Source organism: Rhodoferax sp. U2-2l (genome assembly GCF_020594515.1).
GTDB lineage: Bacteria > Pseudomonadota > Gammaproteobacteria > Burkholderiales > Burkholderiaceae_C > Rhodoferax.
Genome location: NZ_JAJCTH010000013.1, coordinates 137,966 through 149,911, shown reverse-complemented (window position 1 = coordinate 149,911; position 11,946 = coordinate 137,966). Strand labels below are relative to the sequence as shown.

Annotated in this window: 12 protein-coding genes; 8 read left to right on the top strand and 4 right to left on the bottom strand. The window is 63.7% G+C overall.

Going from position 1 to position 11,946, the window contains the following annotated elements:
• Positions 1-166: 166 nt before the first annotated feature.
• Together LHU53_RS13135 and xseA are read right to left on the bottom strand one after the other, a co-directional pair.
• Entirely contained in the window at positions 167-748 is a 582-nt protein-coding gene (locus LHU53_RS13135) for a superoxide dismutase (protein WP_227333107.1), read from the bottom strand.
• A 45-nt stretch (positions 749-793) separates the two neighbouring features.
• On the bottom strand, positions 794-2,140 hold the full coding sequence (gene xseA, locus LHU53_RS13130; protein WP_227333106.1) for an exodeoxyribonuclease VII large subunit: 1,347 nt from the start codon (positions 2,138-2,140) through the stop codon (positions 794-796).
• 315 nt (positions 2,141-2,455) lie between these two features.
• Here xseA and LHU53_RS13125 point away from each other — a divergent pair, with 315 nt between their 5' ends.
• The 6 genes from LHU53_RS13125 to adk all read left to right on the top strand — a co-directional run bounded on the left by LHU53_RS13125 (position 2,456) and on the right by adk (position 6,494).
• The gene (locus LHU53_RS13125) at positions 2,456-3,082 is read left to right on the top strand and encodes a MotA/TolQ/ExbB proton channel family protein (RefSeq protein WP_227333105.1); all 627 of its coding nucleotides are present in this window, start codon (positions 2,456-2,458) and stop codon (positions 3,080-3,082) included.
• 131 nt (positions 3,083-3,213) lie between these two features.
• Entirely contained in the window at positions 3,214-3,642 is a 429-nt protein-coding gene (locus tag LHU53_RS13120) for a biopolymer transporter ExbD (RefSeq protein WP_227333104.1), read from the top strand.
• Between the two features lie 17 nt (positions 3,643-3,659).
• Positions 3,660-4,682, top strand: coding sequence for a tetraacyldisaccharide 4'-kinase (gene lpxK / locus LHU53_RS13115; RefSeq protein ID WP_227333103.1), 1,023 nt, complete (start codon positions 3,660-3,662; stop codon positions 4,680-4,682).
• Between the two features lie 17 nt (positions 4,683-4,699).
• Positions 4,700-4,882 carry a Trm112 family protein gene (locus LHU53_RS13110; protein WP_227333102.1) on the top strand — a complete coding sequence of 61 codons (183 nt, stop codon included), beginning with the start codon at positions 4,700-4,702 and terminating at the stop codon, positions 4,880-4,882.
• A gap of 73 nt (positions 4,883-4,955) precedes the next feature.
• The gene (gene kdsB, locus LHU53_RS13105) at positions 4,956-5,726 is read left to right on the top strand and encodes a 3-deoxy-manno-octulosonate cytidylyltransferase (protein ID WP_227333101.1); all 771 of its coding nucleotides are present in this window, start codon (positions 4,956-4,958) and stop codon (positions 5,724-5,726) included.
• 111 nt (positions 5,727-5,837) lie between these two features.
• Positions 5,838-6,494: an adenylate kinase gene (adk, locus tag LHU53_RS13100; RefSeq protein ID WP_227333100.1), complete on the top strand. Its 657-nt coding sequence runs from the start codon at positions 5,838-5,840 to the stop codon at positions 6,492-6,494.
• A gap of 12 nt (positions 6,495-6,506) precedes the next feature.
• Here adk and LHU53_RS13095 read toward each other — a convergent pair whose 3' ends face one another.
• Both LHU53_RS13095 and LHU53_RS13090 read right to left on the bottom strand, forming a co-directional pair.
• Entirely contained in the window at positions 6,507-8,972 is a 2,466-nt protein-coding gene (locus LHU53_RS13095; protein ID WP_227333099.1) for a serine/threonine protein kinase, read from the bottom strand.
• Positions 8,969-9,676 carry an SIMPL domain-containing protein gene (locus tag LHU53_RS13090; protein WP_227333098.1) on the bottom strand — a complete coding sequence of 236 codons (708 nt, stop codon included), beginning with the start codon at positions 9,674-9,676 and terminating at the stop codon, positions 8,969-8,971. The genes LHU53_RS13095 and LHU53_RS13090 overlap by 4 nt, the downstream gene beginning before the upstream one ends.
• A 155-nt stretch (positions 9,677-9,831) precedes the next feature.
• On the opposite strand from LHU53_RS13090, the gene ompR reads away from it, so the two are divergent.
• A complete protein-coding gene (ompR, locus tag LHU53_RS13085) occupies positions 9,832-10,560 on the top strand; it encodes a two-component system response regulator OmpR (protein WP_227333097.1) in 729 nt (242 codons plus the stop codon).
• Positions 10,532-11,941 (top strand): ATP-binding protein, encoded by a 1,410-nt coding sequence (locus LHU53_RS13080; RefSeq protein WP_370632297.1) that lies wholly within the window; start codon positions 10,532-10,534, stop codon positions 11,939-11,941. The genes ompR and LHU53_RS13080 overlap by 29 nt, the downstream gene beginning before the upstream one ends.
• The last annotated feature ends 5 nt before the right edge of the window (positions 11,942-11,946 follow it).

Genomic DNA, 11,946 nt, shown 5'->3' with positions numbered 1-11,946 from the left:
CGACAGCTTAAAAGCCAACGTGTAGTCGCGCTGTGTGCGCTTCACTCCTGTATCCATCACACCTGCCCTTTCTTGACGGCAAATGTGTCAACTTCTGGCAGGACGGGTCAAACCCATAAAAAAAGCCACCTGATCAGGTGGCTTTTGGGTGACCGGGGTGGCCGGATCAAGCGAAGTTGGCTTGGGCAAATGACCAGTTCACCAGCTTGTCGAGGAAGGTTTCGACAAATTTCGGGCGCATGTTGCGGTAGTCGATGTAGTAGGCGTGTTCCCACACGTCCACGGTCAGCACCGGGGTGTCGCCGGTCGTCAGCGGGGTACCCGCAGCGCCCATGTTGACGATGTCCAGCGTGCCGTCGGCCTTTTTCACGAGCCAGGTCCAGCCGGAGCCGAAATTGCCCACAGCCGATTTCACAAATGCTTCGCGGAACGCCGCGTAGCTGCCCCACTTGGCGGTGATGGCGGCAGCCAGGGCGCCGGTGGGTTCGCCGCCGCCGTTGGGGGTCAGACAGTTCCAGAAGAAGGTGTGGTTCCAGATTTGTGCGGCATTGTTGTAAATACCACCGCTGGACTTCTTGACGATGTCTTCCAGCGTCATGGTTTCAAACTCGGTGCCTTTTTGCAGGTTGTTGAGGTTGACCACGTAGGCGTTGTGGTGCTTGCCATGGTGGTATTCCAGCGTTTCTTTGGAGTAATGCGGGGCCAAAGCGTCGATGGCAAAAGGCAGGGCGGGCAAGGTGTGTTCCATGGATTCCTCTGGGTGGTGTTGCGAAAAATCAAATTGTAGGAAGTTTCACGGTTTTTGGCCGATCACGGTCAAATCAACCGTGCCGTCCATCAGGGTGGCGGTCACCGCCTGGCCCGCGTGTGTCTGCGCGGCGCGGGTGATGGCCTGGCCGGTGGCGTCACTCAGCCAGGCGTAGCCGCGCTCCAGCACCAGATGCGGGTCCAGCAAGTTCAGGCGTAGGGCGGCGCGCTCCAGCCGCTGGGTTTGCGCCTGCAAGCCACGCTGCAGGGACACCGGCAGCTGCGCGGCGAGGCGCTGCAGATGCTGTTGCTGCGCCTGCACACTGTGCCGGGTGCCACTTTGCAGACGCTGCGCGCAGTTGCTCAGGCGCAGGCGTTGCGCTGCCAGCCGCCCGGATGGCCGCCCGAGCCGGGCAGCGACCGTGTCAAGGCGCTGGTTTTGCCGGTCCAGATGGCGCAACATCGCGTCTTGCACGCGGCGCTCGATGGCTTCCAGCGCGCCCAGCCAGGCGTCACGCGGCTGGGCCACCAGTTCGGCAGCTGCGGTGGGCGTGGGTGCGCGCAGGTCCGCCACAAAATCGGCGATGGTGAAGTCGGTCTCATGGCCAACACCGCACACCACCGGCACCGGGCTTTGCGCAATTAAGCGGGCGAGTGACTCATCGTTGAACGCCCAAAGGTCTTCCATCGCACCACCGCCGCGCACCAGCACGATCACATCCACCGGCGGTGCTGCATTGACACCCCGCGCCGTCCTGTAAGGCACCTTGGCGTCACCCCCCTGGCCGGATGGGGCCAGAAGATACAAGCTCGACAGCGCTTGCATCAGCTCTGACGGGGCCTGGCTGCCCTGCACCGAGGCCGGCGCCAACACCACCGGAATGTGCGGCACGCGCCGTTGCAGCGCGGTGACCACGTCGTGCAGCGCCGCAGCGCCCAGCGAGGTCACCAGGCCGATGGCACGCGGCATCAGCGGCAGCGGGCGTTTGCGGCTGGCCTCAAACAGGCCTTCGGCTTCCAGCTTGGCCTTGAGTTGCAAAAACTGCTCGAACAGGCTGCCCTGGCCGGCGCGACTCATGGTCTCCACAATCAACTGCAGGTCACCGCGCGGCTCGTACACCCCCAGCTTGCCGGTCACTTCCACAAGCTCGCCGTCACGCGGGTTGAAGGCTAGGCCGGTGGCCGCGCGCTTGAACATGGCGCAGCGCAGTTGGCCGCTGGCGTCCTTCAAGGTGAAGTAACAGTGCCCGCTGGCCGCGCGTGAAAAGCCTGACAGCTCGCCACGCACCGTCACCGGGTTGAAGCGCGCCTGAAGGGCATCAGCGATGGCCCGACACAAGGCCCCGACTTGCCAAACCAGGGGTTTCTCCACGCTGTTTTTTGCCTCAAACATGACCCACCCCCCTTGACAAACGCCAAACGCCAACCGGCCGACGAGCAAGTCGTCCACAATTTTCATGACCCCCTTGGAGCCCAAAATAAATAGCGATGAATCGCGCAGGTTCGTCGAAGATATCTGATTTCATTGGTTTTTTTGCTGCTTAATTTGTCATCATTCTGTCAGACACCAAGCTGGGCGCGGTTTGCGGCCACTTCTGCAGGGGGTTCTCCACAAAGTTATCCACAGAAATTGTGCGCAGCCAGCGCGCCGAACGGTCAAGCCGCTGCGCCATAATTGTCCGGCTAACCTCATCCGCGGAGTCCCACTTTGTTTTCCATCATACAAGCCGCAGGCTGGCCGATCTGGCCCTTGATCGCCTGCTCCGTCCTGGCGTTGGCGCTGGTCATTGAGCGTTTCATCAGCCTCAAATCTTCCAAAGTTGCCCCACCCCATCTGCTGGACGAAGTGATGGCCGTCACCCGCAACGGTGTGCCCGGCCCCGACGTGGTCAACCAGCTGGAAAAAAATTCGGCGCTGGGCGAGGTGCTGGCCAGCGGCCTGCGCACGCTGACGCAGACCCCCCGCTGTTCGGACGAAGAGTTGCGCGCCATGATGGAGAGTCGGGGTCGCTTGGTCGCGCACCGGCTGGAGCGCTACTTGAGCGCGCTGGCCACCATCGCCTCGGCTGCGCCGCTGATGGGCCTGTTTGGCACGGTGGTCGGCATGATCGAGATTTTTGGCTCACAAACCCCCAGCGGCGCTACCGGCGGCAACCCGGCGCAACTGGCACACGGCATTTCTGTCGCGCTGTACAACACCGCGTTTGGCCTGATCGTCGCGATTCCGACGTTGATCTTTTGGCGCTACTTCCGCGCCCGGGTGGACGAGTTTTTGCTGACGCTGGAACTGGCCGCCGACCACCTGGCGCGGCACTTGATCAGTTTGCGCAAATGACGATGCCCCCCTGCGTATCTCGCTTGCGCTCGATCCGGGGCTCGCCATTGCATGTGCTTCGCTGCCCCCCGAGGGGGCCCTCGCGCCTAGGGGCAGCCCGGCGGCGCTCAATCGTGACTTCGTGAGGTTCCATGAATTTCCGACCCCGCCCAAAGGAAGAGCCCGAGATCAACCTGATCCCGTTCATCGACGTGCTGCTGGTGATCCTGATCTTTTTGATGCTCTCCACCACCTACAGCAAGTTCACCGAGCTACACCTGCGCCTGCCCGTGGCGGATGTGGAGGCACAGCGCGATTACCCCAAGGAAGTGCTGGTCGCGGTGAGCGCGGATGGCAACTTCAGTGTCAACAAGGTGCCGGTACTGGGCCGAAATGTGGCTGACCTGGCCGACGCGCTGACCGCGGGCGCCAAGGCAGGCAGCGAATCGGTGGTGATCATTTACGCCGATGCCACCGCGCGCCACCAGTCGGTCATCACGGTGATGGAGGCCGCCAAACGCGCGGGCCTGTCGCAAATCACCTTTGCCACCCAGTCCTCCAGCGCTGCCGGGGGCAACTGATCTGGCTTGCGGCCACCATGTCTGAACCCACAGCCACTCCCGCGTGGCAACCTGTGCTGCTACGCGCCTGGACGCAGCGCGGGCTGCTGGCCTGGGCGCTGTGGCCACTGTCCGTTCTGTATGGCTTGCTGATCGCTACCCGTGCCGGGCTGTACCGATGGGGGCTGCTGACCGCCCAGCGCGTGGCCGCACCCGTGGTGGTGGTGGGCAATGTGGTGGCCGGGGGTGCCGGCAAAACGCCGGTGGTGATGGCGCTGGCCGAACATCTGTTGCGGCGTGGCATCCGGGTTGGCGTGATCTCACGCGGCTACGGGCGCAGCCTGCCGGGCTGCCATGAAGTGACGGCCCAACGTTCGGCGCAGCAACTGGGTGACGAGCCCGCACTGATTCAGCGCCGCACCGGCGCCCCGGTGTATGTCGCGGAGCAGCGCGTGCAGGCCGCACAGGCGCTGCTGGCGCGCTACCCCGGCACCCAACTGATCCTGAGCGACGACGGCCTGCAGCACCTGCCACTGCACCGCGACCTGGAAATTGGTGTGTTTGACGACCGCGGCGTGGGCAATGGCTTCCTGCTGCCGGCCGGGCCGCTGCGGGAACCTTGGCCACGCCGCTTGGACCTGGTGCTGCGCTCGGGCACAGAACCCGCGTTTGAAGGCTTTCGCACCCGGCGCCAACTGGCCGACTTTGCCGTGACGCAAGACGGCAGGCAGTTGCCGCTGGCTGAACTGGCGGGCAGCACGACACCCCTGCTGGCGCTCGCCGCCATTGCCCAGCCCGAGGTGTTTTTCAGCATGCTGCGCGGCCAAGGCCTGACCCTGGCAGACACCCTGGCTTTGCCTGATCACCATGACTTCAGTCGCTGGTCGGGCAGTCAGCATCAGGGCTACCAGCTGATTTGCACCGAAAAAGACGCGGTCAAGCTGTGGCCCATCTGCCCGCACGCACTGGCTGTGCCCTTGCAGCTGGTGTTGCCCGATGATTTTTGGACGGCCTTTGACGACCATATCAACACCCTGCTGGCGCATTCGCCACGCGCCTGAGACGCTATCATCACACCATGGACACACGACTACTTGAATTGCTGGTTTGCCCGGTCACCAAAGGACCGCTTGAGTACAAGCGCGAAACCAAAGAACTGCTCTCGCGAAGCGCCCGCTTGGCCTACCCGGTGCGCGACGGCATCCCGATCCTGCTCGAAAACGAAGCCCGCCCCCTCACCGACGAAGAGCTTGGCCTGTAAGCCGACCGGGGCCAAAGCGCGTTAGCGCGGGCCTGATCACCTGCCATGTTTTGACCTGCCCACACCGACTGCCGTGACCTTCACCGTCCTGATCCCAGCCCGCCTGGCGTCCACCCGACTGCCCAACAAACCCCTGGCAGACATCGCCGGGCTGCCGATGGTGGTGCGCGTGGCACAACGTGTGCTGTCGCTGGCCGGCGATGGCACCGCGCTGCGGGTGGTGGTGGCGGCCGACAGCCCGCTGATTGTGGCGGCCTGCCAGGCGCATGGGGTGGACGCGGTGCTGACACGGGTGGACCACCCCTGCGGCTCGGACCGGCTGTCTGAAGCCTGCACCCTGCTCGGCTTGGCCGACGACGAGATTGTGGTGAATGTGCAGGGTGACGAGCCACTGATGGACCCGGCATTGGTGGCGGCTGTCGCCAAGCTCTTGCAACAAACGCCGCAAGCCCACATCAGCACGGCGGCACACGCTATCGACTCGGTGGCAGATTTTCGCAACCCCAACGTGGTCAAGGTGGTGCTTGACGCACAAAACTTGGGCCTGTATTTCAGCCGTGCTCCGATCGCTTTTCCGCGCGACACCCCGGACCAGTTGCCCCAGCCAGCGCCGCTGCGGCATATCGGCATCTATGCTTATCGCGTCAGCTTTTTGCGCGCTTTTCCCAGCCTGAGTCAGGCCCCGATGGAAGTCACCGAATCGCTGGAGCAGTTACGCGCGCTCTGGCATGGCTACCGGATTGCCGTGTTCGTGACCGACCAGGCGCCTGGCGCGGGGGTGGACACACCGCAAGACCTGGCGCGGGTGCGGCAATTGTTTGCCTCACCCACGCCCGCTGCGTAAGCCAGTCATCAGGGCGCGCATGCTATTCTTATTGGTTGATGGTTGACCGCCCCAAGGCACGCCCTGACGGCAGGCAATGGCCGCCCTGTTTTACTTACTTTGAGGACACGCATGAAACTGATCTTGTTGGGCGCACCGGGCGCTGGTAAAGGCACGCAAGCCACCTTCATCTGCCAGAAATACGGCATTCCGCAGATTTCTACCGGTGACATGCTGCGCGCCGCCGTCAAGGCAGGCACCCCGCTGGGCGTGCAAGCCAAATCGATCATGGACGCAGGCGGCCTGGTCAGTGACGACCTGATCATCAACCTGGTCAAAGAACGCATTGCCCAAGCCGATTGCGCCAACGGCTTCCTGTTTGATGGCTTCCCACGCACCATTCCACAAGCCGACGCCATGAAGGCCGCCGGAGTCAAGCTCGACTACGTGCTTGAAATCGACGTGCCGTTTGACGCCATCATCGAACGCATGAGTGGCCGGCGCTCGCACCCGCCGTCAGGCCGCACCTACCACGTCACCTTCAACCCACCCAAGGTGGCCGGGGTGGACGACGTGACCGGTGAGCCGCTGGTGCAACGCGCCGACGACCAGGAAGAAACCGTCAAAAAACGCCTGGAGGTCTACAGCGCCCAGACCCGTCCGTTGGTGGACTACTACTCTGCCTGGGCTGCGGCGGAACCCAGCGCCGCCCCCAAGTACCGCGCCATCAGCGGCACCGGCAGCGTCGAAGACATCACGACCCGGGCGTTTGAAGCGCTGGCCAGCTGATCCCACGCAGGTTCACACCGACTGCTTGAAGGCCATCACGGCCTGGTTGCGCAGTGTGCGCAGCAGGGACAGCTCTTTCTCGTCCACCACCAGCCCGCCCTTTTGCGCTTTGTCGGCGTAGATCAGGCCAAAGGGTTTGCCTTTGAGGATCAGCGGCAGGATCAAAAACGTGGGCGCGTTGTAAGACTTGCTGTACCAGGCCGGCAGACGCTGCACGATGCGCGGGTCGCTGGCGTCGCTGATCAGGGTGTCGGCCGCCTTGCTGCAAATGGTGGCAAACAGGTCCGGGGTGCCAGTGGGGTGCAGGGGCACATGAAACTGCTTGACCACCGCTTCCACGCCATGGCCCAGCCCGAATCGCCCGGTGAGGGTGTCGGTCTTGAGATCGCGCATGCAAAAGACAATGCGGTCAAATTCGAGCGCGCGGAACATGGCCTCCAGAATCATGCGCAACACATCGCTCAGGCGGAAGTCTTCCACCATCGCGTTGGTGATGTCCTGAACCCCGGCGGCCAGGGTCTGCGCCCGAAAGTCTGACGGAGCTGACGCGCTCGGCGGAGCCATGCCTGAGGCGGCGGTCCGGGTGGCTGCCGCCATCACCGTGGTCTGCGCAGGCATGACCTGCGTGGCGTGCAACTCGTTGGAGATGATGGTGTCGACGTCGGGGTTGTTGTTCGGGTCGCCAGGACCAGACAGCGCAAGGTCTACTTTCTGGTTCAACAGATGCGCAGCCAGCGAGTCGGGGCGCACGGTGATCTCCATCGCCTCGGCCAGTTCCACCAGTTTTTTGCGCGCCGTGGCCGTGGCGGCCTGCACCCGGTCTGCGTTGATACCCAGCGCCTTGCCATAGGTCTTGGTGACCTGGGCCAACCGGGCGTCCACCACCTTGGCATCGGTGTGCAGCATGGCGTCGGCCATCTCATTGGCAGCGCGGGTGTTCCAGCGCAGGCGCAGCTGCGGGTCTTTGGGGGGCTGGCTGGGCGGGTCGCCCGCGGGTTTGACGATGCAACGCTGAATGCTCTCCGGCAGCCCCCAGGCTTTGGACACGCCCAGGCCCAGCGCCTCATAACTCAGACCGAGTACGCGGGTGGAGGCAGCGTCTTCGCTGATCGGGTCGCGCGGGGCGCTGACCAGGTTGCGGATGGCGGTGGCTTCCTCAGGAAAATAGAACTGCGACAACATGCGCCCCAGGCTCTGGAACAACGCGCCAATAAAAGCCTCTTCGATCTCCGTCTGGTTGCCACCCAACTCGGCGGCGATGGCGCCCGCCATCAAACCGCGTAAAAACTCTTCTTTCAAGAGATGCGCGTTGGTTTTGTCCTGCATGTGCTCCAGCAGCACCAGACTCAGCGCCATGTTGCGGATGCCGTTGAAGCCGACGAGGGTGACCGCGCGTGACACCGTGCCCACGCTGCTGCCGCGGGCGTAGTGCGCGCTGTTGACCAGGCGCAGCAGCTTGTTGGTCAGCGCCACGTCTTTCAGGATCTCGTTGGTGACGCTGCTGACACTTTCTTTTTCCGAGGTGGCCATGCTCTGGATACGGCCAATCGACTCGGACAGCGCCGGAAAATCGCTCTTGTTGCGCATGCGGCGCAACAAAAATTCGAGCGTGCTGTTTTGTTTACCGGTACCAGCGGGTGCCTCATTCGCCGATGTCTGCCGGAACTTGCCCGACCAGGCCAGCAGGTCGTCCAGAAAGGCCTGCGCACTCGGGTAACGCCGCACCGGCTCAAAGGCGGTGGCGCGCAGCACGATGTTGCGCAGCGTGTCGTCCAGCCGCGCCATGAGTTCGGGCGGAAACATCTGCGGCTCGGTGGCAATCTGGGCCAGCGCCAACTGCAGGTTGCCACGCTCGCGGATCTGTTTGCCCCACAGCAACTCGGCCAGCATCAGGCCAGCGCTGTAAACATCCATCAGAGGGGTAATGGCCTCACCGCGCACCGCCTCCGGGGCCATGTAAGCGGGTGTGCCCGCCACCACGTCCATGGGCTGGGCCGCCACCTGCACACTGATGCGTGCGGCAATGCCAAAGTCCATCACCCGGGCACGGCCACTGGTGTCCATCAACACGTTGGAAGGCTTCAGGTCACGGTGCACCACACCACCGGCATGGGCGGCCACCAGCGCGCCCAACACATCCTGCATCACGGCTACCGCGGCGGCGGGCGGCATCGCCCCTTGCGCGGCCAGTTGCTGCGCCAGCGTCAAGCCGGGCACGTACTCAAACACCAGGTAAGGCTGGTTCTCATGCACGTCGGCCTCAAACACCGGCACGATGTTGGCGTGGGTCAGGCGGCTGACGCTGCGCGCCTCCTGCAGCCACTGATTGACCACGCTGCTGTCCTGCTGGGCGGCAGGTTTCATCAGTTTGATCGCCACCTCGCGCTCCAGACGCGGGTCAAACGCCAGCCACACCTGGGCCTGCGCGCCTTGGCCGAGCACACGTTGGCGCTCGAACCGCCCTATCGCGGCATTCATTGAAGTTGGACCGAGCCCGACACGGTGACCGACACCGAGGCCAGACCGGCCTCAACCGGCACCGGCGCAGCCTCGGCCGCCATGGCCCGCGCCGCCATCATCTGCGGCTTGTACATGGCCGTGCCTTCGTCGTAATTGAGCGCAATCTCTCCCAGGGTGTAAGTCTTGAAGTCAAAGCCGTTGGCCACCTCGGTGGCGCGCTGGCGAAACAGGGCGATGGCCTGGTTTTGCGCCTGCGTCTGCGCCGCCTGGCGCTGCGTGGTGGTCAGGCCGAAGCTGGCGCCAGACACCGTTAAGGTGGTCAATTTGCCCGCCGTTTCGCTCAACAAGACAAAGTCCTGCCCTTCCAGCACCAATTCGGCGCTGCCCTGCCAGCCGGTGATTTTGCCCTCGCGGCTGTAGCGCGGCGACAGGCCAAAGCGGCCGGTACGCACGTCCATCAGCTTGGGTTGCGCTTTATTTTTGGCCATCAACAAGGCGGTGTCGAGCGCACTTTTGAGCTGAGCCTGCACCGCCTGCGCATCCACACCTTCACGCGTGGTGGCGAGCGACAGCGTCAGCAGGTCCTGCGCCACCTGCACCGTGGCCTGCGCGGACAGGCTCACCCGCTGCATCGGCAAGGCTGGCGCAGCGGCTTGTCCGAACGTGACCCCGGAGCAAGCGCAGAAAGCGGCGCATGCTATGACTTTTTTAAAAATTTTCAAAATAACAGTTCCTTGAATCAGGACAAACACAGACAGGGCTGACCGCACCAAATTTGTAACAGCGTGTCAACACCGCCCCCAAAACCACCCAGTCCGGTGGTTGTGCGCGCAACAATCGCGCTTGTTACAAATTTACCAATCAGGTGGGTCGTAGTATGGCTGCAAATTCCCGTGTTGACAAAATACTGGTGGTGGATGACGACGCGCGTATTCGCGACTTGCTGCGCCGTTATCTGACGCAGGAAGGTTTTGAGGTGCTACTGGCCGAGGACGGCCGGGCGCTGACCCGCGTGCTGGGGCGTGAGCCGGTCGACCTGATCGTGCTGGACCTGATGATGCCCGGCGAGGACGGCCTGTCGGTATGCCGACGCCTGCGCGGCGCCAATGACCGCACCCCCATCATCATGCTCACCGCCAAGGGCGAGGATGTGGACCGCATCGTCGGCCTGGAGGTGGGCGCCGATGACTACCTGGGCAAACCCTTCAACCCGCGCGAACTGCTGGCGCGCATCCACGCGGTGCTGCGCCGACGCCCGCCCGCCGAGGCACCCGGTTCACCTTCGGCCGACAAGGCCGTGGTCAAGTTTGGCCCCTTCGTTTTTGACATGGGTGCACGCACCTTGCTCAAGGGTGACGAAGAGTTGGCGCTGACCACCGGAGAATTTGCCATGCTCAAAGCGCTGGTGCGCCACCCGCGCCAACCGTTGTCGCGCGAAAAGCTGGCCCAGCTGGCGCGCGGGCGCGATTTCGAACCCTTTGACCGTAGTCTGGACGTGCAGGTGTCACGCCTGCGCAAGCTGGTGGAGGCGGACGCCGCCGCGCCGCGTTTTATCCAGACCGTTTGGGGAGTGGGTTATGTCTTCATACCCGACGACAGCGAATAAGCTCCGCACCTACGGCATGCTGGACGCGACCGAATCACCGCCGCGGCCACTGACCTTGAGCCTGTTCTGGCGCACTTTTTTCCTGCTCGCACTGCTGCTGGTGGGCAGCGTGGTGGCCTGGACCAAAATCCTGCGCGAGATGGAGTATGAGCCGCGCGCCCTGCAAACGGCCAACCAGATTGCTTCGGTGGTCAACCTCAGCCGCGCAGCGGTGATGCACGCCGACGCCATCGCCCGGGTGTCACTGTTCAAGACAATGAAAGACCAGGAGCACCTGACCATCCGGCTGCGTGAGCCCAAGGACGTCTTCACGCTGTTCAGCGAGGTGGCGCTGAGCCCGCATGTGGTGCAGCGGCTGCAGTCCCGGCTGGGGCCCGACACGGTGGTGGCCAGCAGCGTCAATGGCGTGGAAGGTCTTTGGATCGGGTTCTCGATCGAAAAAGACCGCTACTGGCTGCAAACCGATCGCAACCGCTTTGACCAACCCACCGGGCAGACCTGGATGGTCTGGCTGCTCACCGCTGCCATGTTGTCGCTGGCCGGTGCGGCAGGCATGGCCCGGCTGATCAACCGGCCGCTGAAAGATCTGTCGCTGGCCGCCAGCCGGGTGCGTGAGGGCGACTTTCGGGCCACCGCGCTGGATGAAACCGTCAGCACCCAGGAGATCCGGGCTGTGAATGTCGGCTTCAACCGCATGACGCGCAAGCTGGCGCAGATCGAGCAGGACCGCACGGTGATGCTGGCCGGCATCTCGCATGACCTGCGCACCCCGCTGGCCCGGTTGCGGCTGGAAACCGAGATGAGTGTGCCCGACACCCAGGCGCGCGAGGGCATGGTGAGCGACATCGTGCAGCTTGATGCCATCATCGGCAAGTTCCTGGACTATGCCCGCCCGGGCGACATGCGGCTGAGCCCGGTGTCGCTCAACGAGGCGGTGGAAACCTGCCTGGAGCCGCTGCGCAAACGCACCGACATCGATTTCAAAGTGGCCATGCAAGACCGCCTGATGGTGCTGGCTGACTGGGTCGAACTGCAGCGTGCCCTGGGCAACCTGCTGGAAAACGCGGCACGCTACGGCAAAACGGAGGGCACCGAGGTGGCCCGGATCGACATCTCGGCGCGCTACAGCGACGACAAGGTGCTGCTGCGCCTGCGTGACCACGGCTGCGGCGTGCCGCCGGAACAGCTCAAACAATTGACCACGCCGTTTTTTCGCGGCGAATCAGCGCGCACCTCGGCCAACAGCACCGGGCTGGGGCTGGCCATCGTGGAGCAGATCATCTCGCGCATGGGCGGCAGCGTGGACCTGAGCAACGCTGACAGCGGCGGCCTGTGTGCCAACATCGTGCTGCAGCGCGCCAGCAGCGCAGCGGCCAGCTGACGACC

Coding starts and splice junctions, on each gene's coding strand:
- LHU53_RS13135 (WP_227333107.1), bottom strand. CDS start 748: ATGGAACACACCTTGCCCGCCCTGCCTTTTGCCATCGACGCTTTGGCC.
- xseA (WP_227333106.1), bottom strand. CDS start 2,140: ATGTTTGAGGCAAAAAACAGCGTGGAGAAACCCCTGGTTTGGCAAGTC.
- LHU53_RS13120 (WP_227333104.1), top strand. CDS start 3,214: ATGAATTTCCGACCCCGCCCAAAGGAAGAGCCCGAGATCAACCTGATC.
- lpxK (WP_227333103.1), top strand. CDS start 3,660: ATGTCTGAACCCACAGCCACTCCCGCGTGGCAACCTGTGCTGCTACGC.
- LHU53_RS13110 (WP_227333102.1), top strand. CDS start 4,700: ATGGACACACGACTACTTGAATTGCTGGTTTGCCCGGTCACCAAAGGA.
- adk (WP_227333100.1), top strand. CDS start 5,838: ATGAAACTGATCTTGTTGGGCGCACCGGGCGCTGGTAAAGGCACGCAA.
- LHU53_RS13095 (WP_227333099.1), bottom strand. CDS start 8,972: ATGAATGCCGCGATAGGGCGGTTCGAGCGCCAACGTGTGCTCGGCCAA.
- ompR (WP_227333097.1), top strand. CDS start 9,832: ATGGCTGCAAATTCCCGTGTTGACAAAATACTGGTGGTGGATGACGAC.
- LHU53_RS13080 (WP_370632297.1), top strand. CDS start 10,532: ATGTCTTCATACCCGACGACAGCGAATAAGCTCCGCACCTACGGCATG.